The following is a 26,521-nucleotide window of genomic DNA, read 5'->3' on the forward strand; positions in this document are numbered from 1 at the left end:
AGGTTCGCGCTGCGCGCGTACTAGAGGTTGTTCAGGTCGACCGGCAACGGCGCGAGCGGCTTGACCTCCTCCAGGCAGATCATCGAGCGCACGCCGGCGACGCCCGGCACCTGCATCAGGCGATCGGTGAGAAACTGCGACAGGCTCTTCAGGTCGCGTCCGACGACCTTCAGCAGGTAATCGAAGTCGCCCGAAATCGTGAAGCACTCGATGATTTCGGGAAACGACATGATGACCTTCTCCACCTCGCGCACCCGGCGGAACTGATCGCGATCGAGCGACAGCGCGACGAACGCCATGACATTGAGCCCGACCTGCGACGGCGAGACCAGCGCGGCGTAGCGGCGAATCACGCCTTTTTCCTCCAGCGCACGCACCCGCCGCAAGCATTGCGGGGGCGACAAGTGAATGCTTTCGGCCATCTCGACGTTGCTCATGCGGCCGCTGTGCTGCAGGCAATCGAGAATTTTGACGTCGAACGCGTCCATGGCGCCCTCCCATCGATGTGAAATTTAATTTCATGAAAATGCCACATCAAATAATAAAAAGAAAGCAAATTTCGACGTTAAAAACCTACAATTTCTTACATGACGAACATCAAGAAAGTTCACGAACTTTCTCCAACCCCGGTCGTGCATCATGCTCAAATACATCGGCACTCAGGAATTGCAGCAATATCTGGCGCATCATCCGCTCGAGCAGGTCATCGGCGAGCTATCCACTTACATCGAGGCCGACTACCGGCGCTGGCCGCAGTTCGAGAAGACCGCGCGACTGGCCGCCCACTCGACGCTCGGCGTGATCGAGCTGATGCCGATTTCCGACGGCACGCTGTATGCGTTCAAGTACGTCAACGGGCATCCGCGCAACACGCACCAGGGGCTGCTCACGGTCACCGCGTTCGGCGTACTGGCCGACGTCGACACCGGATACCCGCGGCTGCTCAGTGAACTGACGCTGAGCACCGCGCTGCGCACTGCGGCGACCTCGGTGCTGGCCGCGCGCTACCTCGCGCGCCGCGACAGCCATACGATGGCGCTGGTCGGCAACGGTGCGCAAAGCGAGTTCCAGGCGATTGCCTTTCACGCGCTGCTGGGTATCGACGAATTGCGGGTTTTCGACGTCGATCCGGGCGCGAGCGCGAAACTGTGCCGCAATCTCGCCGCCTATCCGGCGCTGCGCGTGATCCAGGCGGGCAGCGTGGCAGAAGCGGTGCGGGGGGCCGACATCGTCACCACCGTGACCGCCGACAAACGCCGCTCGACGGTGCTCGACGCCGGCCTGCTCGAAGCCGGCATGCACCTGAACGCGGTCGGCGGCGACTGTCCCGGCAAGACCGAATTGGCCCCGGCCGTGCTGGAAGCAGCGCGCGTGGTGGTGGAGTTCGAACCGCAATCGCGCATCGAGGGCGAAGTACAACAAATGCCGGCCGATTTTCCCGTCACCGAACTCTGGTCGGTGTTGACCGGCGCCGCGCCCGGACGCACATCGGCGCAGGAAATTACGCTGTTCGATTCGGTCGGTTTCGCGCTGGAAGATTTCTCGGCGTTGCGCTATCTTGATGCGCATCTGGGACATGGCTTTCATCAGTCGATCGATTTGATTCCGGCGCCGGCCGATGCCAAGGATCTCTACCGGGTCGCACTGGGCGGCTCGAAGATATCTTCCGTGCCGCGCGCGGCGCGTGCCAATGCCTGAGGGCGAGGAGGTTTGCCGCACGATGACCAAGACCATTCGCCTGATCGGCGCACCGACCGATATCGGCGCCAGCCTGCGCGGCGCCTCGATGGGCCCGGAGGCGCTGCGCGTAGCCGATCTGCCCGGCATCCTGCAGCGGCATGGGCTGGACGTGCTGGACACCGGCAACCTGAGCGGGCCGGCCAATCCGTGGCTGCCGCCGGTCGAAGGCTTCCGGCACCTGGCCGAAGTCACCGAATGGTGTCGCGCCGTTCATGAAGCCACCCTCGCGTGCCTGCGCGCCGAGCAGTTGCCGATGCTGCTCGGCGGCGATCACTGCCTGGCGATCGGCTCGATCAGCGCCGTGGCGCAACACTGTCGCGCCCTCGGCAAGCAGCTCGTGGTGCTGTGGCTCGACGCGCACGCCGACGCCAATACGAGTCAGATCACGCCCAGCGGCAATCTCCACGGCATGCCGGTGGCCTGCCTGTGCGGGCGCGGCCCGGCAGCGCTCACCGGGCTAAGCGGCGCGACCCCGGCGCTCGCTCCGGCGGCGATCCGGCAGATCGGCATTCGCAGCGTCGACGCGGGGGAAAAGCACCATCTGCAGGACCTGCACCTGACTGTCTTCGACATGCGCCACATCGACGAGAACGGCATGCGCCAGACCATGGAGCAGGCGCTCGCCGGCATCGACGAGCGTACCCATCTGCACGTGAGTTTCGACATCGATTTTCTCGACCCGGCCATCGCGCCCGGAGTCGGCACCGCGGTGCGCGGCGGCCCGACCTATCGGGAAACCCAGCTCTGCATGGAGATGATTGCCGACACGGGGCGCCTGGCCTCGCTCGACATCATGGAGTTGAACCCGGCGTGCGACATTCGCAACGAAACCGCCGTGCTGGTGGTGGAACTGATCGAAAGCCTGTTCGGCAAATCCACGCTGATTCGCTAGATATGCGGCCCGGCATGCGCGCCGGGCCCGCATTGATTCACCTCAACCCACGTCACCCAGCGTCACTCAACGTCGGGCAGTACGATATCCGACGTTGTCGGGCACAGCCGGCGCGGGCACTCGCGCGACGAATCGATGCAACCGCCCTCGGCATATACCCCCTGAGGATCGCGCAGCCGGAACACCTGCCGCAGCACGCGCTCGACCTCGGCCGGGTCGGCGAGCGTCTGGCGCATGCGCGCCTCGACGATATTCTCGTCCATCTGCCATTGCCCGGCCGCGTCGCGGTAGGCGCCGTGCCGCCAGTGATAGATTTCGACGCACTTGGTGGTCAGCGTGTAATGCTGATCGCGCTTCCAGAAGTTCGAAAACTCCCCGCCGCCCAAATAGAACACCCAGGAACCCTCATAACCCGGGACGTTGGACGACGGCTCGTCGGGATTGCGGAACCACAGGCGGTCGCCCGGCACGTAATAACCCGGCGGCAGCGGATCGTTCATGGCGCCGAATTCGACCAGGAAAACATCGTGAAAGGGGCCCGACATCACCGCCTTGGTCTGCCACTGCCGCTGCAGCCGGTCGAGCAGCGGCGGGTTGACCTCAGCCAGCGTCTGGGCGATGCCGAGCAGGATCACATACTCGGTGGCGCGGTAGCAGGAAAACGAATACAGCTTGCCCGACACATCCGGCTGAGTCGCCTTTTGCAGCGACGTGATCAGCGACTTGCCCGGCAGGATCGTGAAGCCGCGCTCTTCGTCGTAGGTCCAGCAGTCGGCTGGACGCTCGGCTTCCACCGTGTCGAACGCCAGTTGCGTGCGACGCGCCGCGCTGGCGATATGGCAACGCACCTGCACGGCGGCGAGGAATTCCTCGAGACTCGGGTAGTTGAAGCCGCACACGCGCGGCGCGGCCAGCATCGCCACGACGGTCTCGCGTTCGAGGTCCTCGGGCTTGCCGACCGGATCCAGGCCAAGCGTGCGTGCCAGCGAAGTGGTGTCACCGCGCGGCACCCAGGCGGCGGCACGCTCCTCGCGCAGCGCGACAAGCAACTGCGCGCCGGGCGCTTCCGTGAGGTTGACGTCATCGCGCAGGCCGAGCGCATCGAGGTAGGCCTGCACGCCGGCACGCGCGGCCTGCGGCACGCCGACACCGCGGCAGTGAAAGTCGAAAGTATGGTTCGATGGATTCAGTGTCTGCGCCATCGTGATCGCCCGCCCAGTGTTGGAAAACGCCGCATCGGATCGGCGGCCGCGGCATTATACATTTGAATACGGCTGAGCCAGGCTACTTGCCGTGGGCCACCCGGCGCGCCGCAGTGCGCGGCGCGCGCTTGCCTCGCCGGCTATCGTTGCGCATCCAATGACGCAGCGCCACCAGCGCACCGATCACGCTCATCATCGAGCCCGGAATCCAGAGAATCAGCCCACCCAGGTGCTGATCCATGATCGGGCTGATATTGGTGAAGGCGCGCCCGCAAACGGAGTAGACGGTATAAAAATCGCGCGACGACAGGCCGATCACCGCCCCCAGAATGATCTGCGGCGGAATCACGCCGATCGTCAGGAGAATGCGCACGCCCGGCGCCAGGCGCGCCGGCGGGGCCGGACGATGGTCGAGCACCAGCCACCAGAACATCAGGCCGTCGAGCGCCATGCCCCAGTTCATGATGCGATACAGCCGCACGTCGAGCATCGCGTCGAAATGTACCGCAGGGATCAGCCAGAAATAAATCAGGCCGACGAACAGAAAGGCGGCCACCGCCGGATGCAGCAGCACGTCGAGTGTTTTGCGCACCGGCGCCCAATCGAGCGTGGGCCGCAGCCAGCGCCGGCGCCAGGCAAGCGGCACCCCGGCATACAGGGTGGTGCCGGGATAACTCAGGACGATCAGGAAAGGCCCGAGGTGATGCAGCATCAGATGCTGGATTCGATGCACGAAGAAGGCGTGCTCGGCGTAATAATCGAGCCGCGTGTGCAGCGCGGCATACAGCAGCGCCAGTCCGCTCCAGAAGGCGATCTGGCGCGCCACGGAGGTGCGCCGCACGCGGCAGCCCCGCAGGTAGAGAAGCGCGCTCGTCGCGATGGACAGCACCACCGTCGGCGAAGGCTCCCACGGCACGAGCCATCCGAGCAGCGACACGATCAGTTCACTTGGTTCGCAGGCCGGACCTTCAGTTGCGTGTGCAGCAACGCCCCGTCGGAGAACTGCAACGTCACCGCGACGTTGTCACCCGGCGCCACCGGACGCTTGGCCTGCATCAGCATCAGATGATAATCCCCCGGCGAGAGCGCCGCCTGACCATGGGCGGGTACCGTCATCCGGTCGACTGGCTCCATCCGGGTCGTGCCGCCCGAGGATGTGGTTCGGTGCAGCATCACGTCGGCATAGTCGGGGCTGCTGGCCTTGACCAGAGCCACCGGTTCGTTACCTCGGTTGACGATGGTCAGATAGCCGGCGGCGGGCAATCCGCCCGGCAGCCAGCGAACCCAGCCGTGCTGCACCTCGAGCGATGCATTGCCGGCGGCCGAGGCGGAAAAAGCGATCGCCAGGCCCGCGACCGCCAACAGACATCTCAATTTTTTCATGATGTTTCGCCTCAGGAGTTGGAATCCAGGAGCTGCCGGATATCGTGCGTCATCGCGTCGATGGAGTCGTCCGGCGTGGCCAGCAAGCGAGCGCGTCCGCTCGCATCGAAAATATACACGGCCGAGCTGTGCGTGACCTCGTAATTACCATTGGCACCGGGCTTTTCGGCCTCGTAGGCCACGCGATAGCGCCGGGCGACGGTGGCGAGTTCGTTGTTGCTGCCAGTCAGGCCGACCGCGCGCGGCGAGAAGGCGGTGACATATTCGTGCAGCAGCGCTGGCGTATCGCGGGCCGGATCGACGCTGACGAAGAGAATGCGCACGTGATCGGCCGCCGCGCCCAGCTTCTGCATCACCGCCGCCAGGTGCGCCATGGTGGTCGGGCAGACGTCGGGACAGTGCGTGTAGCCGAAATACAGCAACACCACGTCGCCGCGATAATCCTTGGCACTGACCGCGCGCCCCTGATCGGAAGTCAGCGAAAACTGGAGATCCGGCAGATGCCCGGTCACGTCGGTCAGCGACCACTGTTGGGGTTTGCTGCCGCAGCCTGCCAGAAGCAATGCGCACAGCAGCAGCAGGCGCGTCGATTTCCTGAAATATGCCATGACCACCGGCCGAGTCTCCTGCAAATGAATGGGGGCAACTGCGAAGGCATCTGCGCTGTCGCAGGCATTTGCCGGCGGGTCGCTCGCGCGTACGGCGGACCACGCCAGCAGGCTCGGGAGCTCGGTATGGTGTTTTACCCGTCGAGCCTCCTGCCCGCGCCGGCATCGACCGGAGCGTAACACAGTGGGGAAAATTCTAGCGGATTTGTCTTGCCGTGCGCATGCCGGGCGCTTATCGCCGGTATTACGGCATGGCGCTCAGCGGTGCTTCCTGAATGGCGCATTGAGCAGCAACACCACGGCCGATGCGCCGATCACGATGGTCGTGATTCCGCCATTGACGATTGGCCGCTCCTGCCGCAGCAGGCCATAGATTGCCACCGCAACGCCAGCCAGCGACACGAACACGGCAATAATCGCCAAAAAGATGAAAAACTCGCCTCGTCTCACGATCTCCTCCCTGGCAACGCTAGGAAGCCGCTTCGGGCGCGAACAGACGTTCATGATGGCGCTGGCACGCCGTGCAGCGCTTGGCCGTCGGATAGGCCTCGAGCCTCGCGTAGTCGATCTCGCTGCCGCAGTCGACACACACGCCATAGACGCCGGCTTTGATCCGCTCGCGCGCCGCGGCGACATCGCGCAGTTGTGCCAGATGGCGTTGCAACATCGCCTCGCCCATCGCCTTGGTTTCAGTGTCGAACGCCACGTCGGCCTCGTCCTCGACCTCCCCGACCGGCAAATCGCGCGACGCACGCTCGGCACTCTCCAACTCCGTGGCGATACGCGCCTCGGCCTCGTCGAGGTGCTTCGCCAGTGCCGCGATCGCTTGTTCGCTCAGGTGGTCCATATTGCCTCCCTCGGCATCCGGGTCAATTTGTATTTATTGTGGACGGCCGGGCCGATCGCCCCTTGACGTGCGTCAAGAATCCCCCGAAACGAACGGTCACACTGCTGGGTGTCGGCGCACGCGCCCGGGCTGCAAGCGGCACCTGCCGCAAGGCACCATGGCACCGGGGCACCGGCATGGTTTGCTGGCAGATTTTTACGGGAGTTGCGATGTCTTACGCGAAAAACATAGCGGCCACACTGGCCGTGTCACTCGCCCTGGCCGGCGCCGCGGCGGCGCAGGCTCCCCTGCCAGGCGAGCTGTCGCCTCAGCGGGCGGGATCTGTCGCTTATCTGAGTGGCGGGGTCGGTGAAGACGAAGTCCAGGCAATGCGTGCAGCGGCACCGCAATACTCGCTGCGCATGACCTTCGCGCAGGCAGGCGGCGCCTATCTGGCCGACGTCCATGTCAGGATCGAGCGGGCCGACGGCGCCGTAGTGCTGTCGACCATCACGACCGGGCCGTTCCTGTATGTCGAACTGCCGCCGGGGACCTACCGGGTCCGGGCGCGCTACGAAGGTGCGGCGCAGGAACGTAACGTCACCATCGCGCGGCAAGGCAGCGCGAGCCCGGTGTTCGTCTGGGCCGGCGGCGAAACCGATGCGGCCAGTCCTGCCGGCACGCCGGACACCCGTCATGCAAGGCCATGCGCCGCGGAGCCCTGTGAGCGGCCTCACCGGCCCCATCGACTCCATCGGCCGCGCTAAGCCGGAACGCCAATCCTGAGCCAGGCCATTGGCGGGCATCAGCGCGGTGCGTACACGGCAAAATCCAACGCATCGTCGAGGCGGTCGTTGCCCCAGAACATTTCACTACCGACAAAAAACGTGGGCGCCCCAAAAATGCCGCGGCGGCGCGCTTCGTCGGTTTGCTCACGCAAGCGCTGCTTGTTGCCTTCCGCCTGCGCGGCGCGCAGCAGGTCTTGGGCCGGCAGGCCAAGGTCCGCCAGCACCTCGCTCACCGCTTCGGGCGCATCGATATCACGATCCTCGACGAAATTGCGCTGCATCATGCGCTGGCTGTATGCCTCGATCCAGGGCGTTTCGGCGCCAAGCAACGCGACCCGGACCGGCAGAACCGATCGCCGCGGAAACTGGCTCGGCTGCTTCCACGGCAAGCCGTACTTGGCACATTGGCGAGCCATGTCGCGCCAGACGTAGATGCCTTTTTCCTTTTGCAGCACGAACGGCGAACTGTTCCAGCCAAACCCCTGGAAGATCGGCCCCAGCAGAAACGGTTTCCATGCCACCGTCACGCCCCGCTGCCGTGCCAGATCGCCAATGCGCATGACACTCAGGTAACTGTAGTTGCTGCCGAATTCGAACCAGAATTCAAGGGTGGGCAATGAGACTGGCGCTGCGAGGGTCATGGAGCCTCCTGGCGGCTGGCGAATACGGCGAGTGCGTTCCATTCAAACGCAACCCGGCCGGTGCGGTTCAAACACACAGCCGGCATGTGCGCCTCACGTTGGCGCCACGGCGGCGTACGCCATCATACCCTTGGTCTCCCGCGTCGCAGAGAACGCAACGGCTGACGCGCGATCGGCCCCGCAGCGAGCCGGTCATGCTCGCGCAACCCCATAGCCGTGGCTGAGGAATACGGCAAGCGCCTGTGTGTGACTGCGGTCAGGAAAGCGGCGCGCGGCACGCGCCGGTGGGTCGGATTCGAGCGGTTGCCTAGAGGGTAGGCTTGCGCGATGCGCGATCGGGCCGCGGGCGGCGTGCGCCGTTACGCTCACCGAGCGGCATGCCGCCGAATCGGCCATGTTCGGCACCGCGCCGAACCGTGTCTTCTGAAAGGCTGATGCCCAGCAAAAATGTGGCGGCGGCGCCGGCTGCCAGCAACATCAGGGCGTTCTCAATCAGTTGTGCGATGCTCATTTGAAACTCGTTGCATACATGGGTTTGCGCCGATCTGCGCATATCGACCCGGCGTCGTCGGGCTGCCGGGGCAATCCGACGACGCGCGGTATCGCGCGACGGCATGGCGGCATGGGGCCGTACACCCCACGCTACGCTAATTCATTTAAGCATTGCACTGCGCGAGCAACAAGTTAAACTTATTGTTAATTATTATCAAAATAATTGCATTTAACCGATACTTGCCGGGCAGCTGTTTTGCCTGGGGCGACTTTTGCTTGGGGCACTGATGGACGTTGAACTCGCGCGCACGTTCTTGCAGGTGGTCAAAAGCGGCAGTCTGGTGGCCGCTGCCACCCAACTGCACATCACCCAGACCGCCGTCACCGCCCGTATCAAGAATCTCGAGTCGCAGCTGGGCTGCCGTCTTTTCGAGCGCAACAAGGCAGGCGCGAAACTGACCGCCGACGGTGAGAAATTTCTTGGGTACGCCGGCCAGCTCGTGCAAACCTGGGAGGCGGCGCGTCGCAATCTTCCGTTGCCGAGTGGACATGACGACGTGTTTACCTTCGGCGCCGAGGCCAGTCTCGCGACGCCCCTGGTACTGCATTGGGCCGCGCGCATGCGGCGCGACATGACGAATTACGGCATTCGCGCCGAATTGGGCGATGGCTCTGCGCTGCAGCAAAAAGTGCGAAGCGGCGCGCTGGATGCCGCCCTGGTGTACGAGCCCGAGTACGCCCCAGGCATTCAGGTCGAGCAGGTGCTGGAAGAAAAACTGATTCAGATCTGCGCGGTACACAGCCCCTCGCCCTACGTCTATGTCGACTGGGGCCCGGAGTTCCGCCGCCAGCACGATGCCGCGCTGCCCGAGCACGCTCGCGGCCCGCTGTACTTCAACCTCGGGCCATTGGCGCTGCAGTACATTCTCCAGTTCGGCGGCTCGGGGTATTTTCGAACGCGCGTGGTGAGTCTCTATCTCGACCGGGGCGTGATGGAACGCGTCAGGGATGCACCGGAATTCTCGTATCCCATCTACCTCATTTACCTGCCTACCGCGGCGGGCACGGCCGTCGATGCCGCCCTGCGCATTCTCCGCCAGATCGTCGCGGAGGACGCCGATTGGTCGCAACGCTGGGATTACCTGACTTAGTTACCCAAAACGATTCGACACGCAGCGCAACGAACGTGTCTCAGCGTACCGGGGACGGCGTCGGTCGCCGTCATCCGCCGGCCGAAGCGGTGCGGCAATGCAACGCCAATGTGCGACACCGCACGGACTCGCGCATCGTCCTGCGCCACGCTGATGCTTCCCACCTCGCCGGGTGAACACCAATGAGGCAAACGCCGTGGACATATCGCTAGATCCGCAATGCAACGTGGCAGCGCCCGCCCAGGCAGACGCCATCCGCGAAGTCGCCGGTTCGAATGCCGGTTATCGGCGGCGGCTGGTGGAGGCCGGGTTGCTCACCGAAACCGGTATCGACGGCCTATACGGTCGCAGCCAACGCTTCGAGGCCGTCGTCGATGGTCTGGACGCCATGATCACCGCCGCCGGACAGGACCTCGGCGCGGAAGTGCTGCGTTTTCCGCCTGTGCTCTCGCAGGCCGATTTCGAGACCAGCGAATACTTCAACAGTTGCCCGGACCTCAGCGGCACGATTCACTGCTTTTGCGGTGGAGAAAAGGAGCATCGGCGTGCCCTGCAATGCATCGCCGATGGCCACGACTGGTCGCATCTGCAGCGGCCGGCAGGCCTGGCGATGGCGCCCGCCGCCTGCTATCCGGTCTATCCGCTGAGCGCCAGGCGCGGCCCGCTGCCGCCGGCGGGCAAGGTCTTCGACGTTTATTCGTACTGCTTTCGTCATGAGCCGTCGCCCGAGCCCACTCGCATGCAGCTGTTCCGCATCCGCGAATACGTGCGCATCGGCACGCCGTCGCAGGCCGCGGAATTTCGTCAGCTATGGGTGGAGCGGGGCAAGCGCATGATCGACAGCCTGGGCCTGCCGAACGAGATTGCGCTGGCCAGCGATCCATTCTTCGGCCGCGCCGGGAAAATCGCCGCCCAGAACCAATACGCAGAAGCGTTGAAGTTCGAGCTGCGCATTCCATTTGGCGACCCAGCCGACGCCGTGGCCTGCCTGAGCTTCAATCTGCACCGGGACTTCTTCAGTCAACGCTGGGATTTGCGGCTGCAAGACAATGCGCGCGCGCATTCGGGATGCGTGGGCTTCGGCATGGAGCGCATCGCACTGGCACTCCTCTGGCACCATGGCCTGGACATCGATGCATGGCCGCAAGCGGTTCGGGACGCGCTATGGACACGTTGAGCAGCATGTCCGCGCCCGGCGCCCAGGAGCGAATCACGCCGCTGCACAGGCTGAAAGTCGCCGTGGTTCACGACTGGCTGGTCGTCTACGGCGGGGCCGAACGCGTGCTGGAGCAGATTCTCGCCTGCTTTCCCCAAGCCGACGTCTTCAGCCTGGTGGACTTTCTCGAAGACAGAACATGCGTGCGCGACAAATCCGTGCATACCTCGTTCATTCAGAGGCTGCCGGCGGCCCGCACCCGCTATCGTGCCTATCTTCCGTTGATGCCGCTGGCCATCGAGCAGTTCGACCTGTCCGGCTACGACCTGGTCATCTCGAGCTCGCACGCGGTCGCCAAGGGCGTGCTGACCGGGCCCGATCAGTTGCATATCGCCTACGTGCATTCGCCGATCCGCTATGCATGGGACCTGCAGCATCAGTATCTGCGCGAGGCGGGCCTGAGTGCCGGTCTCAAATCGGCCGGCGCGCGCGCACTCCTGCACTACATCCGCAACTGGGACGCCCGCTCGGCCAATGGGGTCGACCACCTGATTGCCAACTCGCGCTTCGTCGCGCGCCGCATCCGCAAGGTGTACCGGCGCAGCTCGACGGTGATTGCGCCGCCGGTGGCCATCGAATCGCTGCAACTGCGACAGCGCAAGGAGGATTTCTATGTCACCGCCTCGCGCATGGTCCCGTACAAGCGTATCGATCTGATCGTCGAGGCCTTCTCGCGCACCCCGCAGCGGCGGCTCGTGGTCATCGGCGACGGCCCCGAGATGCGCAAGATCGCCGCGCACGCCGGGCGCAATGTGGCGCTGCTCGGCCACCAGCCGTTCGACGTTCTGCATCGCTACCTGCAACGAGCCCGCGCATTCGTGTTCGCCGCGGAAGAGGATTTCGGCATTTCGGTGCTCGAGGCGCAAGCCTGCGGCACGCCGGTCATCGCCTACGGCAAGGGCGGAGCCCTCGAGACGGTGCTCGACCGACGCCACCCCTGTCCGACCGGGCTGTTTTTCGGCGAACAAACAGTGGCGTCGTTGCTCGATGCGATCGACCGATTCGAGAGCACGGCCGAGTTGTTTACGCCGGAGCACTGCCGCGCCAATGCCGAACGCTTTTCGTCGGCGCGCTTTGCCGCGGAATTCGCGTCGTTCGTCGATCTGCAATGGCGCCGCTTCGTTGGCGAGTCCGACATGCTCGTCACGCCCCAGGCCGCCAAGCGCGAGCCCATCGCGCAAGCCGCCGCCATGTCCGATCAACCTTACGACCTCGCGCCATGAGATTCTGGGACAGACTGACCAATCTCGGTGATCCGTTCATGACCCTGCCGCTGGCGTGCCTGGTCCTGCTCTGGCTAGCCGCCTCGCATCGCCGGCGCATCGTCCTGGTGTGGGCGATTTTTCTCGCACTTGCTTCGCTGCTGGTCGGCGCGACGAAATTCGCCTATGCGGGTTGGCACATTCAAATTCGCCAATGGCACTTCACGGTGGTCAGCGGCCACACCATGCTCTCTACCGCGGTGTATCCGTTACTGGGTTGCATGACATTGCGCACGCTGGGCCGGTGGGGCGCCGTCACCGGGGCGGCCGGCGGCTTTTTGCTGGCCCTGGCGATCGGCGTCTCGCGGGTCATGATCGGTGTGCATTCGACCTCGGAAGTCGTCGCCGGCTGGCTATTGGGTTCGCTGGTGAGCGCCGCGGTGCTCGCCGCGCTCGCGCGCTACGCCGAAGAGCCCCCAGTCGCCCCGGCGTTATTCGTCTCGCTGTCGCTGATGCTGGCGCTGGTGTGCTACGGGCACGTCGCGCCGATCCAGAATTGGATCGTCGAGTCGGCCCCCGCGCTCTCACATCTGTTGTCCCAAACCCTCTAGCGGCGCGGCAAGCGGCGCGGCAGCGAGCACCTTCTGGTAGATCTCGAGATAGGCGTCGACCATCCGATCCGGACGAAATGCCTGCGCGTGACTCATCAGCCGCTCGCGAAAGCCGGGTATCGCGCGCAGCGCGAGCGCAGCATCGAGCTTGCCGATCAAGGTCGACGGCCGCTCGATATCGAACACCAGCGCCGATTCCGGCTCGATCACGCTCGGGATGGCGCCGCTATTGGCGCCGACCACCGGCACGCCCTGCGCGTAGGCCTCGACCGTGACGCGCCCGAAGGGTTCGCGCCAAATCGAGGGAACCACCAGCACGTCGATGCCGGCGAAGAACGCCCGGGGATCCACGCGCCCCATGAACTCGATGCGCGGGTCGGCATACTTGCGGCGCAATTTGTCGACGTAGGCCGGCGCACCCGTCCCGGCGATATATAAGCGCCATTGCGGCAGCGTGCGTTGCGCCAACAGTTGCTGCGCGACGATCTCGATACCCTTCTCCGGCGAGACGCGCCCGAGCACGCCAATGCGGGCCACTTTTGCGTCGTGCGCGCCGAAGCCCGGCAGGCGCGGCGGCGGCAGCCGCATCTCGGCAGGATGCGGCGGCAAATAGCAGTCATTGATGACATGCGCGGCCGAGGCGCGCGGAAAGAATCCGCGCGTCATATGCTGCTGCAGAATGAAATCGCTCACGCCGATCACCACATCGACCTGGCTCGATTTGATCTTTCTGGGCGCCGCATATAGCGCGCACGTGCTGCACTGCTTGCGGCACGACTTGCCCTTGGAAAACATCAGGGCCGCCGGGCACATCAGGTAATAGTCCCGAATGGTATGCACGATAGGCAGCCCCGCGCGCCGGGCAATACCCCAGATGCCCAGCGACAGACAGGACAGATTGCTGGTGCTGACGATATCCGGCTTTTCCCGCTCGACGATCTTCTGCAAGCGCCGCGCCATGAAAACGTTCTGCACGTCGAAGGCGTGCCAGATCGCCTTCATGAACAGCATGCGCCGCCGCGTCGTATAAGGCCAATACAGATTGGCCAGGCGCAGATAATGCACATTCACACCATTGATACGGCACATGCGATCTTCGCCGGTTTCCGTGACACACACGACGCTGACGTTGACGCCGGCGGCAACCAACCCTTCGGCGAGGATCTGTGTCGAGACCTCCGAGCCGCCGACGACATCGGGGTAGTAAAGCGTGTTTGCGATAAGCACGTGCATGAGGGCCGCCGTTTTTCTGTCCGTCGTGGTTGCTCGCGCAAGGGTGAATTCCCGCGCCTATCCGTACCTCGCGGAGCCACACTCGGCCCCGGCCAGGAGAGTGCCGGCGCGCTGAGGTGGCGTCGGCTGCGTTGTCTCGTCCGCCATGCGGGCCTCGCCGACGTCAAAGAATTCACGCAGCAGGCCCTCGCAGTATTCGGTCACGATCGCCTGCGACGCGCGATTGGCCAGCTCGTGATCGAGCTCGTCGACGACCCGCGCGCGGGCGTGCGCAAAGCGCTTCAGGCGGCGGCCGCCGGCGCCGAAATTCAATCTGAAATCGTCCAGCCCGACGTCATCCGGGCTGTATAGCAACCGCGTGTGAACGCCGCGCGCATCCAGGTCGCGCAACAAGCCCGCCGCGCCGCCTTGCCGCCTGACAAGCAACGGTGCGCCTAGCAGGCTGGCGCACCGGCGCGCGGCATACCGCAGCATGGTGGCAATCACCGGTGCGAGGCTCGCCTGACCGCGCACGACCTCGCGCCACTTGCGCAGCTCGAGCATCGACTTCAGGTGTCTACGCGTGGACCCTTGCCTGGCCAGGCCCACGTCCTGAATCGTGCAGTCCGCCGCAAATGCGAAGCGCGGCAGATTGACCAGTATCACGCCCGCTATCGCGGGCTCGCCCGCGGCCGCGCGCAGCGCGAGATAGGCTCCGGTGCAAACCCCCAGAACGAGCACGCGCCGGTAGCCGCGCGCGGCCAGCCAGGCCGCTGCCCGCGCGGTATCGGCGCAAGCGCCTGCCAACGGCAGCGGGGCCTCGTCCCATCGGCCCGCGGCCTGGCTCTCGCCCAGCCCGCTCACGTCGATGCGCAGGGTTGCGACGCCCACGCTCGCCATGCGACGCGCGAAGCGCACCGCGAAGCGCGATTCACCTGGATGCGGAGTGCAGCCCGTGTTGGGCAGCAGAATCGCCAGTCCTCGCGCCGGATCGGCATCCGGCTCGCACAGCATGCCGAACAGGCCGCGCGTATCGAACATGACCGGACGCTCGCGCGCGCCATCGAGCTCGATGACCGGCGCCGAGTGCGCTCCGGCGTCCGGGCTCAGGCTGGGCAGGATCACGTGCGGCGGCTGGCTCCCGAGCCAGCACAGCACGGTCTCGAAAGCCTCGCGCGGCGCGCGCGAGAGCCACGCCGGTTGGAGCATCGCGTGGAACTCGGCAAATCCGTGCGTCTCGACGCTGGCGCCGCAAGCGCGATAGCTTTGCGCCAGCACATCGACGGCGGCATTGCCGGTGGTGGCCAGAATCAGGACTTTCGGCGCCGGGTGCGGAGTGGCCGCGCGCAAGTCGAGCAAGCGCAATTTTTCGATAGTCGCGGCATCGACGTCATACCCGAGCACCTGACACTGCCCTTCGGCAACGCTGGCAGCATCGCTGGGACTCGCCGTCGGCGCGGCCGCCGTGCGGCGCAGGACGGTCTGCTCGCGCCAATAGGTCTTGCCGGACACGACCGGCTCGAGCATGACAAGCGCATCGGCGCCGACTTGCACCGCGGCCAGCGCCGCGAGCGTCGCCCCCATGCGTACGCCAAGCAAGACGACTCGCGTCACGCCGGCAAGCTCACGCAGGTGTTGCGCGGCCGCGGCGATGTCAGCCGTGCCTCCTGAAATAGCGTCTGCCTCGCCTGGGGCGGAGTCGCCACAGCCGGCATAATCAAACCGAAGCGTCGGCATTCCCTGCTCCGCAAGCCGCTGCGCCAGTTGCCGCAGACTGCGATGCAGCCACATTGCCTCGTGGCCGAAGGGATTGCAGATCACCACGCCGCAAGCGCCCGGCGCCGGATGGAGCCAGCCGAAACGTCCGTCGAATACCGTGGGGCTCATTGTGGTCATGGCCAGCCGCTCCTCGTGCCGTGCGCGCCGCTCATACGCCGGCGCGCTCGTTCAGGGCCGACGCGCCGCGCCGGCGCCGCGCATTCCTGAGCGTTCTGCGCACCGGTGCCGGCCAGCGTCGGATCTCGAAACCGTGCCACTTGAACAGCGACAGCGCGACTCGCTCCAGGCCGAAGCCGCAGCAACCGGTGTGCGCGATCTGCCCGTCGGCGTCGAGAATTCCCCAGATGCTGCTGAAGCGGTCCATGTGGTAGTTGAAGCTGCCGCAAGCGATGGGCCGCTCCGGATTGACGCCCGGCACCAGCAATTCGAACTTGAGTTGCTGGTTGCGCTGGCTGTCGGCCATGACCCGCCCTGCCCGCCCGAAAAACGGGTCGTGAGCGACCGCGATTTCGGCCGGCAGACCCAGCGCGGCAAACATATCGAGGGCGTGCGCCATCCACTCCTGCCTAAATGCCACGACCCCGGCAGGCTTGTCCATGCGGACGAACTCGCGCTGGCGGAAAAGCTGCATCCGCTCTGGGGCCAGTGACGGTTCGTGACGGAAGCAGTAGGAAAAGATATCGAGGGTGCGCCCCTCGGGCGGCAGCGGCCCGCGCCTGGCCATCACCGGATACACCGGGTAGCATGCCACCGGGGTCATCGCGAGCCGAGTCGGGCGCTGCGAGCCGTCCCACGCTTGGCCGCCGGCATCGGTGCCGCCGTCGAGACAGCGCAGCAGCCGCTGGTGCTCGGCCTCGCCGCCGCAAAAACTGTAGACCGCGCCCGCCAGTTGCGGGAAATTGGCCAGGTAACCGCTTTGTTCCAGCGTCGCGCGGCCCATGGCCGGCGGAAAGCGCAGCAATTCGGCCTGGTGCGACAGACCCCACATACCGATCAGCGCGCTGACGCTATCGACCACCTCCTCGAATGCCTCGCTGCGGCCATAGACCCCCTCGAGGCCGGTGTCGATCAGCAGGCCCTGGTCGAGCAGGCTCTCCAGATAGCTCTGCCCGCCGGCAGATGCGCGCGCCGCTGGCCGGCGCGCGCCTTTTGCACTCTTCGTTTCAGTCACAGCTCCCTGATAGCCGTCGGTCATTGTGTCACCTCGAAATAGTCTCTTCCACCCCCGTGCCTGCCGCGACCCGCCACACGCTGCGCTATGGCCAGCAACTCGCGCGCCGCCGCGGCCCAGCCGAACTCCTTGGCGCGAGCCAGGCCACGCGCGCGAAAGCGCTCGCGCAGCGCGGGCTCGGCCATCATGCGGGTAATCTTGTCGGCGATATCCTCGACCGAATAAGCGTCGCAATACAGTGCCGCGTCGCCGCAGACTTCCGGCAAGGAAGCCTCGCGCGAAGCGATCACCGGACAACCGCAACGCATGGCTTCGAGCGGCGGCAAGCCGAATCCTTCGTATAGCGAAGGAAATATGAAACATGCGGCGCCTTGATACAGTGCCTTGAGTTCGCCATCCGTCACGGCGCCGGCCATCAGCACATTGCCGGGCAGCTCCGCGGCGCCGACGATCGCCTCGCCGAAGATGCGCGCGTTGCCGCCGCCGACGATCACAAACCGAGCGTCCAGGCGCCCCTCCATCCGCTTTAGCGCAGCCAGCACGCGCGTGAGATTCTTGGCGGCCGACAGGCTGCCGACAATCAGTCCGTATGCGTCTTCGCGCAGTCCCAGGCGCGCGAGAATATCGGGGTCGGCGTCGATTCGGTCAAGGTGATCGGCACCGTTGTGCACGATGGAAATACGGGCCTCGTCGATTCCCAGATGGGCGACGATGCGCCGCTTGGAGAATGCGGATACGGTCACGAAATGCGCCGCGCGGTGCTTCATCACGCGAAAAGCCAGGCGGTACCACCAGCGAAATTTCCAGGAATAGTTCTGGGCGACGTCGTATACAGCGGCGTCGTGAATCATCACGATTTGCCGGCGCTTGAAAAGCGGGCCCATGTTGCACAGGCTGACCAGCATGCTGCCGCGCGTCTCGAGCGGCAGCGCAAACTGCTCCCAGAGCAGGCCGGTAAGCCGTGACGGTGAAGCGGTCTCGTCGCGCAGGCGCGCGCGCTGCGGCAACGCGTCACGCGGCACGATCACTGGCAGCCGCGCATCGGCGCCCAGCAATTGCTGAAGGGCCGCCGTCAGCTCGCGCGCTACGCGCTGCACTCCGGTGATGCGCTGCGACGTGAATTTCCCGTTGATCACGAGATCGCCCGCGCCCGAGTCTTGTTGCATCTCCGCGCCCTCGGGCTGCGCGGAACAGGCCGCGCCGCCTTGGCCGGCGCGGGCAGAGGGCGAAGTTGAGCGCCGCAGCGGACGATTCATTTCGACATCACTCCTTCAGTGCAGGATCGTTGCGTCAGTTTTTGCCGATCTCGCCGCGCTGTCTGTTGCATATCGCACATTGCGTGCAGATCGGCAACAACTCTTGGTGCTCCCAACGGTTTCGAGCATCACGCATTCCCGCTTCAAGGCGTGGTTGCCGGCAGCAAATAGCGCGGCAGCGGGCCCAGCTTCCAGTCGATCTGTCCGTTGCTCGCGGCCACGCGTCGCTGCCTGCCATCCCAGTCCCGCTGCACATAAGTGCCGGCCGGCAGCGTCAAATGCACCACGCGCTCGCCCCCAACGGTCCATCCGGCGATCACCGGGTCACGCCGGCCGTATTCGAAAACTTTGGTTTGCGGCGTATCGATAAGCGCCGCACGCCACGCACGGCGCTCCAGCGTGGCGGCCAGCACCGCGGCGGCGGCAAACGCGGGCTTGGGCGACAGATCGGCGCGCAACAGGCCGAAATTGCTTTCCTTGTCGTCGGGGTCCGTGCCGTTGTCGATCAGGTCGTACCAGAACACGCCCCGGGCCACCGCGTAACGCCGCGACAGCAAATAGGTTCTGAGCAAATAGGCCGCCTGTGTCACGGTGTTTTGCCCGGGCGATCGCGGCGCGCTGGGCCAGCCAATTTCAGATACCCAGAGTTGCAGCGGCCGGCCGTTCGATTTTGGGTTGTCAGCGATCAGGCGCCCGAGATACGGCCACACGGTGGTGATATTGACGGGCGTGACCGGGACGCCGACCCCGGCGTAGCCGACCTCCGGCGCGGCCGGGAACATGTAGGGGTGAATGCTGAAGCCGTCCTGATCGTCGAGCGCGCCGGCCTTGAGGATGGCATCGATACATGCATCGATTGGGTTGCCGCCCCAGTCGCCGCCACAAGAGACGACACCGGAGCTCGGCGCGAGGCGCTTGATGACCGGATAGACGTCCTCGAGCAACGCCACGTAGGCGTGGTAGCCAATCTCCTTGAAATGCGGCTCGTTCCATATCTCCCATTCGTTGACTTGGCCGCCGTATCGCTTGACCACGGCGGCGACATATTGCACAAACTTTTGCCGGGCCGCGGACGTCAGCGGAAACGCGTTGTCGGTCTTGAACAGGGACGGATATGCATGCGCATTGCCGTAATCGAGCAACACCAGGCTCTTGATGCCCATGCGCGAGGCCAGATCGAGCGCGCTGCCGAATTGCGACGGAAAGCTGAAAACACCCGGGCGCCTCTCGATTTCGGCCCAGGGCAACTCGCCGCGAATCCAGGAAAAGCCCGCATTCCTGATAATCGACAGCAGCACGTGCGGTGCGTAGGGCCCGTGATCAAAGGTTGCGCCGACCCCGAAATCGGGCGGCCCCAGCGCGCTGCGCGGCGGAATCGCCGCGAGATTGACGCGACGCTGCGCGATGACGCGGCCATTCGCTGCGAGCAATCGCGCATCGAGCAAATAGAACCCGATACTCGGCAGTTGCAGGTGCACGGTGGCCTCGTTCGCTCCGCCCAGCGGCACCTGTATCGTGGCGAGCGTTGCCGGGTCGGGTGCGCCGCTGGCCAGATATTCGTGCAGGCTCACCGCCAATCGCGCGCCGGCAGCCGGCGCCGGGACCACGGCAAAATGCAGCGTGCGCGGGCCCGCGCCGGGCGCGAGCAGCGATGTCGCCGGATCGCGCACGCTCAGGCTCACGCCGGGCTCGGCGCCGGGCGCAGCGCCCCCGTGGCATGCTAACGCCGCAGCAACGCCGAGACGGGCGAGAACCGCGCACACCCTCGGGCGGCGACGCCGCATCTCACGCCCCATAGCCGCTCGTGAGCGGCAGTGCGGCACCGGCGTCTGCCGAGTCCACGGCATAGGGACTGGCCGCTCGAGTGCCGTGGTTCAGGCGATGGTAGGCCAGCGCCACGAAAGCCCACGGCGCAAGATAAGAGAATTCAGGCACCGAGACCATCATCATCACGTAGACCGAAACCAGGCATTGGCGCAACGCCATCGATTTCTCCGACCAGTCGAGCCGGAACACCGGATACAGGAAGATGAAGGAGAACAGCAGCACACCGAGAATGCCGTTATTGACGAGCAGCGTCGAGGCCATGTCGGTCGATCTGACATAGCCGAATCCGATACCCACAAACTGATTGAGCAGCGGCAGCGACAGCCAGAATTTCACGCTGCCGAGAAAGTACCCGAAGCGCTCGTGCCCGGATGCGTTCTTTCCCTCGATCTTATCGAGAATGCCGTGCTGGTAGAACGCCAGCAGAGTGTGCCGAAACAGGTAGGCCAGCACCAGCATCGCCAACACGGCAAGCAGGCATTTCAGAACGTCGACTCGCATGCGCAATGCGCGCACGGCCAGCGCGCAGATCAGGCCGACCGCGGCAGTAGTCGACGCCGTGAGAATCAGCGAGATGCCGATGAGCAGCGAGGGCCAGCGCGAGCGGCTTGCCGCGCGCGCATAAATCCAATAGGGAAAGATCGAAAAAGCGTACATCGAGGGTTCGCCCGTCAGGCTCCTCAGGCGCTCGAACGTATGGCCGGCCAGCACGATACGCTGGCTGTCGAGCCGCGCCACCGCTTCCTTTCCCAGGGCGGTGCCAAAACCCCGGTTGGTCAGGAAGTCGCCCGTGTGACCGACGATGCTGAAGAACACGAATTCATAGAGGCCGAACAGCGCCATCAACACCCCGCCGGCAATCAGCACACGATCCCATCGCTCGTCGTAATAGACGAATACGAAGACACCGAACAGCATGACCGCGGCCAGATACAACGATTGCGTGAACAGGCTCGAGCGCATCACGAACGAGTGATCCGTGACGCGATTGAGAACCACGTCGTGGAACGATACGACGTAGTTCACCAGCAAGTCGGCGAATTGGCTCAACGCAAAAAACAACAGCCAGATCAGCACGCACATGCAAAGCAAGCCGAAATATCTTGGTCGCTCCTGCCCTCCCGCGACGCTCACCACGAAAAGCGAGAGGAAGCACATCATGAACGCCGGCACGGTGCCCTGCACGGTCGGCAAAATCAAAACCGAAGTCACCGGCGCGAGCAACGCCCACAGGAAGAAGTAACGATCGACGGTGCGTTTCATTCGGGTATCCGCTGCGTTGGACGAAACAGGACCGGCCCGGACGGTGTGCCGGGCACCTCTTTGGCAAGCACAGTACCGCCGTTTTGTTCGTCCCTGTGTGCGCTCGCGCACACAGGCCTCGATTCGGAGCTACTAACATGGGCACTGCAATTTGGGGCCGTTCGCGCCAAACGCGGGTTTGCCTTGCCGCGCGCATTGACGCGCCCCCTCTGCGGAGACCGAAGACACGATGGACAAGGCTATTTTCAGGAATTTCGCGATCAACTTCACCGGCCAGATCCTGCCGACATTCGTCTCCCTGGTCACGGTCCCGCTCTATATCCACCTGCTCGGCGTCGACCGTTACGGCTTCGTGGCCCTGACCGGGGTGTTCGTCGCCTATTTCGGCATGCTCGATCTCGGCATGGGTATCGCGACGGAAAACCGCGTTTGCAGAATCCACCTGGGCACCAGCGACACGCCGATCGAAGGCGTGTTCTGGAGCGCCTGCTGGGCGAATCTGGTGACCGGAATCGCCGGCGCGGTGATCATGTATTTCGCCGGCCTGCTCTACGTCACTCATTTTTCAACCGTGCAGCCGCCATTGCGGGGCGAACTGATCGATTCGCTTCCCTGGCTCGCGGGCTCGATCCCGGTGGCCAATGTCGGCGCGGTTTTCGCCGGCGCGATCTCCGGCGCGCAGCGCTTTGCCGTGCTCAATATGAATCAGACGATCGGCACGTTCATCGAACAATTATTGCCGCTGGGCGCAATCTGGGTGCTGGGCGCGCACCTGCCGGTCGTTATCGCCTCCATCGCGCTGGTGCGGCTGGGCACGGTCGTGGCGTTGGGCATCGCATCCTTGCGCATATTGCACATTCGACAAGTGCTGCCTCCGGTATTCAGGACGAACCGCGCGCTGTTCGGCTACGGCGGCTGGATCATGCTGACCACGGGTATCGCGATGATCGGCGACACACTCGACACGGTCATGCTGGGGATGACACTTGGCGCCCGCTTCGTGACGTATTACACGGTGCCGCAAAAGCTGGTGACACGCCTGAACCTCGTGGCGCTATCGCTTACGCGGACCTTGTTCCCTCGCCTGGTGGCCTGCGAACGCGAGCACGCCGACCAGATCGTACGCACCTCGCTGACATTTCTGACCACGCTGTTCACGCCCCTGGCTATCGTCTGCATTTTTGCCATCGGGCCCTTCCTGAGCCTGTGGATCGGCCATGACCTGTCGATCGTTTCCTCGCCGGTCGGGCGCATCCTGATCGTCGCGATCTGGGTATCCGGCCAATCGAATGTGTTGCGCGTGCTGATCCAGGCGCAGAAGAATCCGGCGACGCTGGCCCATCTTGGCCTGATCGAACTGCCGTTCTTTGGCGCGCTCCTGTGGTTCGCCACGTCGAATTTCGGCATCACCGGCGCGAGTATCGTGGTGGTCATCCGAGGGTTGATCGATTACTGCATCCTGCTGCGTCTGTCGCACATGGGCGCGCGTCGTCTGGTGCCGCCGATGCTGACGCACTTCACGTTCCTGGTCGCCAGCGTGTTGCTGGCCGATGCGTTGGATAGCCCCGCGCTGCTTGGCGCTGCCGGCTTGGTGATACTCGCAGCCAACGTGGGGTTGTCGTTCTATCGGCTGGCCAGTCTGCGCATCATGGCACAGACCCTATTCATCCGGCTCAATCTGCGCAAGAACCCATGAGCGGGCTCCGTTGTACCGTGTCGACGAATTCATTGATCCATGAAGATATTGCATCTTGCCAATCACTCGCAAAAAATCGGTAACGGCATCGTCAACGTGATGGTCGATCTGGCCTGCCTGCAGGCTCAGGCCGGCCACCAGGTCGCGGTGGCCTCCTCGGGCGGCAGTTTCGAGCCGTTGCTGACCCGTTACGGCGTGCAGCACCTCACGCTGGTGCAGACCAAGCACCCCTGGCGCGTGCCGGCCATGCTGCGGCAATTTCGCGGCATTGCCGACCGGTTTCAGCCCGATATCGTTCACGCCCACATGATGACCGGCGCGCTGCTGGCCTGGATGGCGCGCGCCCGTGCGCCCTACACCCTGATTACCACCGTGCACAACGAATTCCAGCGAGCATCCGACCTGATGAGGGTCGGCGATCAGGTGGTCGCGGTAAGCGAGGCGGTTGCGCAGGCGATGATCCGGCGCGGCATTGCGGCCGAGCGCATGAGCGTGGTGCGTAACGGCATCATCGGCGCGCCGCGCTTCCTGCATGACGAACCAGGCGGCGAGAGCGAACGCGCGAGCGCCGCGCCGCCCGCGCCCAGCATCGAGCGCCCGAGCGTCGTCACGGTCTCGGGTCTGTATAAACGCAAAGGTATTCACGATCTGCTGAGCGCCTTCCATATCGTGCGCGAGCAGCAGCCGCACGCCCACCTGTATCTGGTCGGCGAAGGACCGGACCGCGCCGCGCTGGAGGCGCTCTCCCGTCGGCTGGGCCTGACGCAGGCGGCGCATTTCATCGGCTACGTGAAGGATCCGGCGCCCTATTTCCGGCAAGCCGACGTGTTCGTGCTGCCCTCGCACAGCGAGTCGTCGTCGCTGGCGATCATGGAAGCCCGTGTGGCCGGATGCGCGATCGTCGCCACCGCGGTGGGCGGCATTCCGGAGACCCTCGCGCACGGCGCGGCGGGCCAGATGGTGCCGCCGTCCGACCCGGCCTCACTGGCCGAGGCAATCGTCGCGCTACTGCGCGACGAACAATGGCGCAAACACTGGCAAATGCGGGCCCGCGAGAACCTGGACGCACTCGGCGTCGATCACGTCTACAACGAATACCACCAGATTTATCTGGAGGCTCTGGCGCGCCGCGCCGCCAATCCGATTGACGAGACAAACAGAACACTGGACCGCGGTCGATAGTCTCGCACCCGCCCGCGCCCTGCTCAGTACCCGGCCGAATCCGGCGCGCTCGCGTAGGCATAGACGTAGCTACGCTTCTCGCCGCGCCGCGGCGGCATCGCATTGAAGATCGTCCCGGCCACCCGCGCCCCTGCCCGGCCCAGCCAAATCACGCTGTCCTCGATCTCGCGTTCGGTCTGCGCGTTCGGCCGCAGCACCAGCACCGTGGTGCCGGCGTGCCGCGCCAGAATCGGGGCGTCGGCCACCGCCAATACCGGCGGCGTATCGATCACGACCAAATCGAACCGTTCGCTGAACATCTTCAGCAGCCCTTCCATATGGCGCGTCGAGAGCAGCTCGGCCGGGTGCCCCGGCGTGCGTCCGGCCGCCAGGAACGACATGCCACCGACCCCGGCGGATTGAATCACCTGGGCAATTTCCGCGCGCCCCATCAACAACTCCGATAACCCCGGCGCATCGGGATGTCCGAAATGCGTCGCCAGGCGCCCGCGGCGCATGTCGCCGTCGATCAGCAACACGCGCTTGCCTGTCTCGGCCTCCAGCACCGCCAGATTGGCCGCGACGAAACTCTTGCCGGTCTCCGGCGTCGGCGCGCTCACCACCAGAATGTTGTTGGTTGCGCTGGCAGCCCCTGACTGCAGAGCGGTGCGCACGCTGCGCAACGCTTCGACAGTCACGTCGTGCGGACGATTGACCGCCATCACACCACGCGGCGCGCGGATTTCTTCGCCGCTGCCTGGCTCGGCCGGCTCGAGCGCGCGCGAGCGCGCGGACGCCTGGGCCGGAGGGGGAATGGCGAGTGCGGGCCGCAGGCGCGGCTCGAGGTCTCCAGGCCGCTCATCGTGCGCGGCGAGCAACTGCCCCTGCGCGGCGCCGGCAAGCCGGCTTTGCTGATTACTGAAAGCGATAGTGCCGAACACCGGTAAGCGCAGACGTTGCTCGACCAGCAGCGGGTCATCGATGCGCGACGAAAGCTGCCGCCGCAGCAACACATACAGGGCGCCAAGCAGCAAGCCGAGCAGGGTCGCGACGGCGACGATCAATGCACGTCGCGGCCGGATCGGCTTTTGCGGTACCAAGGCGGTGTCGACAATCCGCACGTTGCCGAAATTGCTGGCGCGCGTGACCGACAGTTCCTGCGCCCGGTTGACCATCGCCACATAGATCTCGGAGGCGACTTTTTCATTGCGGGTCAACTCGGCAAGCCGTCGCTGCGAGGCCGGCAGGTTGTCGAAACGGGCGGTAAACGAGTGTTTGTAGCCCTCGAGTTCGGCGAGCTGCTGGTCGATGTTGCGCACCTCGGGACTGTTGGCCGTGAAACGCGACAGCAATTGTGTGCGCTGCAGCTTGAGCGCGGCGATTTGCCGATCGAAATCGATACCGCCGCGCAAATAGGATTGACTCTCCCGATCCGGCTCCATGGTTCCCGCGTGCGTCCGGTACTGGCTAAGCTTGCGCTCGGCGTCGTCGAGCTCGGCGCGCAGGCGAGGCAGCTCGCCCTGCACGAAGGTGAGCATTTTATTGGCCTCTTCCTGGTGGCTCGCGGCGTTCGCGGCAAGATAGCCCTGCACCACCGCGTTGGTTACCTGCATGGCCAGCACGGGGTTGCTGTTCTCGTAGGAAACCTTGACTACGCCCGTGTTTTTCCCCTCCTCGACGACCTGCAGATGACGCAGCATGAGATTCACCGCGGTGATGTCGTCATAGCGTGTCACGGTAAATCGTGTGTGCGCACGTGCGCTCAGGCGATTCACCAGCACGGTGACGCCGGCGCCCTGCGCCGGCACGCCGACCTCGCCCGTGACCAGCAATGTGCCGGCCGGATCATAGAGGCCGAAGCGCCGCCCCGGCAGCACGCGCAGTTCCAGCGGCTTGTTTTGTAGCTCGGGCGGCACGTGAAGTTGTCCGATGCTCACCGCCTCGCCACCCCACGCGTAATTTTCCAACCCGAACCATGGGGCGGCCGGGTGCCCGTCCTTGGCGAATTTCTCGGCGATGCTGCCGATGAGGGGCAGGCGCTGGGCCGCGACATGAATATCGAGGTGGAATCGCTTGATTGCGGGCAGCAATATCTCGCGACTCTTGACGAGCTGGATTTCCGTGGCCGTATCGGGATTTTCCGGCAGTGTCATTTGCTTTTGCCGGTTACCGATACCCAGCTCATTGGCATTTGGCGGGCTCACCCGCAATAGCGCGTTGGCCGAATAGATCGGCTGCGCCAGGAACGCGTAGAGTGCGCTGAAAGCAACCAGGATGGCGGTAATCAACAGCACGACCCGAGCCTTGTCGGCGACGAGCCGCAGCGCTTCGCGCGGCGTGACCGCACCGCTGCCGCGGCGCAGGGGGACCGCGCCCCATTCGATATTTCGCACACTCATATTGG

At 64.7% G+C, this 26,521-nt stretch carries 25 protein-coding genes; 9 read left to right on the forward strand and 16 right to left on the reverse strand.

Annotated elements, in window-relative coordinates; translation table 11 throughout:
• Window positions 1–20 precede the first annotated feature (20 nt).
• A complete protein-coding gene (locus PATSB16_RS14235; protein ID WP_047214776.1) occupies window positions 21–488 on the reverse strand; it encodes an Lrp/AsnC family transcriptional regulator in 468 nt (155 codons plus the stop codon).
• Between the two features lie 151 nt (window positions 489–639).
• Here PATSB16_RS14235 and PATSB16_RS14240 point away from each other — a divergent pair, with 151 nt between their 5' ends.
• Together PATSB16_RS14240 and rocF are read left to right on the forward strand one after the other, a co-directional pair.
• Entirely contained in the window at window positions 640–1,698 is a 1,059-nt protein-coding gene (locus tag PATSB16_RS14240; protein ID WP_047214777.1) for an ornithine cyclodeaminase, read from the forward strand.
• A 22-nt stretch (window positions 1,699–1,720) separates the two neighbouring features.
• Window positions 1,721–2,632, forward strand: coding sequence for an arginase (gene rocF / locus PATSB16_RS14245; protein ID WP_047216596.1), 912 nt, complete (start codon window positions 1,721–1,723; stop codon window positions 2,630–2,632).
• A gap of 62 nt (window positions 2,633–2,694) precedes the next feature.
• Here the strand turns inward: rocF and PATSB16_RS14250 are convergent, their stop codons facing one another.
• From PATSB16_RS14250 to PATSB16_RS14275, 6 genes are all read right to left on the reverse strand, one after another.
• Window positions 2,695–3,834, reverse strand: a complete 1,140-nt coding sequence (locus tag PATSB16_RS14250; RefSeq protein WP_052892695.1) for a hypothetical protein — start codon at window positions 3,832–3,834, stop codon at window positions 2,695–2,697.
• Between the two features lie 82 nt (window positions 3,835–3,916).
• Window positions 3,917–4,771, reverse strand: coding sequence for a cytochrome c oxidase assembly protein (locus tag PATSB16_RS14255; protein ID WP_047214778.1), 855 nt, complete (start codon window positions 4,769–4,771; stop codon window positions 3,917–3,919).
• 2 nt (window positions 4,772–4,773) lie between these two features.
• Window positions 4,774–5,217, reverse strand: coding sequence for a copper chaperone PCu(A)C (locus PATSB16_RS14260; protein WP_047214779.1), 444 nt, complete (start codon window positions 5,215–5,217; stop codon window positions 4,774–4,776).
• Window positions 5,218–5,228: 11 nt separating this feature from the next.
• On the reverse strand, window positions 5,229–5,825 hold the full coding sequence (locus PATSB16_RS14265; protein WP_047214780.1) for an SCO family protein: 597 nt from the start codon (window positions 5,823–5,825) through the stop codon (window positions 5,229–5,231).
• Between the two features lie 258 nt (window positions 5,826–6,083).
• The gene (locus tag PATSB16_RS21015) at window positions 6,084–6,275 is read right to left on the reverse strand and encodes a DUF2964 family protein (RefSeq protein WP_052892696.1); all 192 of its coding nucleotides are present in this window, start codon (window positions 6,273–6,275) and stop codon (window positions 6,084–6,086) included.
• 19 nt (window positions 6,276–6,294) lie between these two features.
• The gene (locus tag PATSB16_RS14275; RefSeq protein WP_047214782.1) at window positions 6,295–6,672 is read right to left on the reverse strand and encodes a TraR/DksA family transcriptional regulator; all 378 of its coding nucleotides are present in this window, start codon (window positions 6,670–6,672) and stop codon (window positions 6,295–6,297) included.
• Between the two features lie 209 nt (window positions 6,673–6,881).
• Here PATSB16_RS14275 and PATSB16_RS14280 point away from each other — a divergent pair, with 209 nt between their 5' ends.
• On the forward strand, window positions 6,882–7,418 hold the full coding sequence (locus PATSB16_RS14280; RefSeq protein WP_052892697.1) for a carboxypeptidase-like regulatory domain-containing protein: 537 nt from the start codon (window positions 6,882–6,884) through the stop codon (window positions 7,416–7,418).
• 38 nt (window positions 7,419–7,456) lie between these two features.
• Here the strand turns inward: PATSB16_RS14280 and PATSB16_RS14285 are convergent, their stop codons facing one another.
• Both PATSB16_RS14285 and PATSB16_RS14290 read right to left on the reverse strand, forming a co-directional pair.
• Window positions 7,457–8,080, reverse strand: a complete 624-nt coding sequence (locus PATSB16_RS14285) for a 2-hydroxychromene-2-carboxylate isomerase (RefSeq protein WP_156884758.1) — start codon at window positions 8,078–8,080, stop codon at window positions 7,457–7,459.
• Between the two features lie 307 nt (window positions 8,081–8,387).
• Window positions 8,388–8,591: a hypothetical protein gene (locus tag PATSB16_RS14290; RefSeq protein WP_072628657.1), complete on the reverse strand. Its 204-nt coding sequence runs from the start codon at window positions 8,589–8,591 to the stop codon at window positions 8,388–8,390.
• A gap of 268 nt (window positions 8,592–8,859) precedes the next feature.
• Between PATSB16_RS14290 and PATSB16_RS14295 the strand changes: the two genes are divergently transcribed.
• From PATSB16_RS14295 to PATSB16_RS14310, 4 genes are all read left to right on the forward strand, one after another.
• Window positions 8,860–9,723 carry a LysR family transcriptional regulator gene (locus tag PATSB16_RS14295; protein ID WP_047214785.1) on the forward strand — a complete coding sequence of 288 codons (864 nt, stop codon included), beginning with the start codon at window positions 8,860–8,862 and terminating at the stop codon, window positions 9,721–9,723.
• Between the two features lie 196 nt (window positions 9,724–9,919).
• Complete coding sequence (locus PATSB16_RS14300) at window positions 9,920–10,900, forward strand: amino acid--[acyl-carrier-protein] ligase (RefSeq protein ID WP_418303869.1); 981 nt, start codon at window positions 9,920–9,922, stop codon at window positions 10,898–10,900.
• Between the two features lie 50 nt (window positions 10,901–10,950).
• Window positions 10,951–12,162: a glycosyltransferase family 4 protein gene (locus PATSB16_RS14305; protein ID WP_047216601.1), complete on the forward strand. Its 1,212-nt coding sequence runs from the start codon at window positions 10,951–10,953 to the stop codon at window positions 12,160–12,162.
• Complete coding sequence (locus tag PATSB16_RS14310) at window positions 12,159–12,752, forward strand: phosphatase PAP2 family protein (RefSeq protein ID WP_047214786.1); 594 nt, start codon at window positions 12,159–12,161, stop codon at window positions 12,750–12,752. Before PATSB16_RS14305 ends, PATSB16_RS14310 begins: the two co-directional genes overlap by 4 nt.
• Here the strand turns inward: PATSB16_RS14310 and PATSB16_RS14315 are convergent.
• The 6 genes from PATSB16_RS14315 to PATSB16_RS14340 all read right to left on the reverse strand — a co-directional run bounded on the left by PATSB16_RS14315 (window position 12,726) and on the right by PATSB16_RS14340 (window position 21,260).
• Window positions 12,726–13,985: a glycosyltransferase family 4 protein gene (locus PATSB16_RS14315; RefSeq protein WP_047214787.1), complete on the reverse strand. Its 1,260-nt coding sequence runs from the start codon at window positions 13,983–13,985 to the stop codon at window positions 12,726–12,728. The two genes, PATSB16_RS14310 and PATSB16_RS14315, sit on opposite strands and share 27 nt — an antisense overlap.
• Window positions 13,986–14,042: 57 nt before the next feature.
• Complete coding sequence (locus PATSB16_RS14320; RefSeq protein WP_052892698.1) at window positions 14,043–15,860, reverse strand: serine aminopeptidase domain-containing protein; 1,818 nt, start codon at window positions 15,858–15,860, stop codon at window positions 14,043–14,045.
• Between the two features lie 31 nt (window positions 15,861–15,891).
• Complete coding sequence (locus tag PATSB16_RS14325; protein WP_047214788.1) at window positions 15,892–16,938, reverse strand: amino acid--[acyl-carrier-protein] ligase; 1,047 nt, start codon at window positions 16,936–16,938, stop codon at window positions 15,892–15,894.
• A complete protein-coding gene (locus tag PATSB16_RS14330) occupies window positions 16,935–18,170 on the reverse strand; it encodes a glycosyltransferase family 4 protein (RefSeq protein ID WP_206093652.1) in 1,236 nt (411 codons plus the stop codon). Before PATSB16_RS14330 ends, PATSB16_RS14325 begins: the two co-directional genes overlap by 4 nt.
• Before the next feature lie 143 nt (window positions 18,171–18,313).
• Window positions 18,314–19,852 (reverse strand): glycoside hydrolase 5 family protein, encoded by a 1,539-nt coding sequence (locus tag PATSB16_RS14335; RefSeq protein WP_237170236.1) that lies wholly within the window; start codon window positions 19,850–19,852, stop codon window positions 18,314–18,316.
• 103 nt (window positions 19,853–19,955) lie between these two features.
• The gene (locus tag PATSB16_RS14340) at window positions 19,956–21,260 is read right to left on the reverse strand and encodes a hypothetical protein (protein WP_047214789.1); all 1,305 of its coding nucleotides are present in this window, start codon (window positions 21,258–21,260) and stop codon (window positions 19,956–19,958) included.
• Window positions 21,261–21,489: 229 nt separating this feature from the next.
• Here PATSB16_RS14340 and PATSB16_RS14345 point away from each other — a divergent pair, with 229 nt between their 5' ends.
• Together PATSB16_RS14345 and PATSB16_RS14350 are read left to right on the forward strand one after the other, a co-directional pair.
• Complete coding sequence (locus tag PATSB16_RS14345; protein WP_047214790.1) at window positions 21,490–22,956, forward strand: oligosaccharide flippase family protein; 1,467 nt, start codon at window positions 21,490–21,492, stop codon at window positions 22,954–22,956.
• Between the two features lie 39 nt (window positions 22,957–22,995).
• Window positions 22,996–24,138: a glycosyltransferase family 4 protein gene (locus PATSB16_RS14350; protein ID WP_047214791.1), complete on the forward strand. Its 1,143-nt coding sequence runs from the start codon at window positions 22,996–22,998 to the stop codon at window positions 24,136–24,138.
• A 23-nt stretch (window positions 24,139–24,161) separates the two neighbouring features.
• Here the strand turns inward: PATSB16_RS14350 and PATSB16_RS14355 are convergent, their stop codons facing one another.
• Window positions 24,162–26,516 (reverse strand): polysaccharide biosynthesis tyrosine autokinase, encoded by a 2,355-nt coding sequence (locus PATSB16_RS14355; RefSeq protein ID WP_047214792.1) that lies wholly within the window; start codon window positions 26,514–26,516, stop codon window positions 24,162–24,164.
• Window positions 26,517–26,521: the final 5 nt, after the last annotated feature.

Source organism: Pandoraea thiooxydans (assembly GCF_001931675.1).
Taxonomy (GTDB): Bacteria; Pseudomonadota; Gammaproteobacteria; order Burkholderiales; family Burkholderiaceae; genus Pandoraea; species Pandoraea thiooxydans.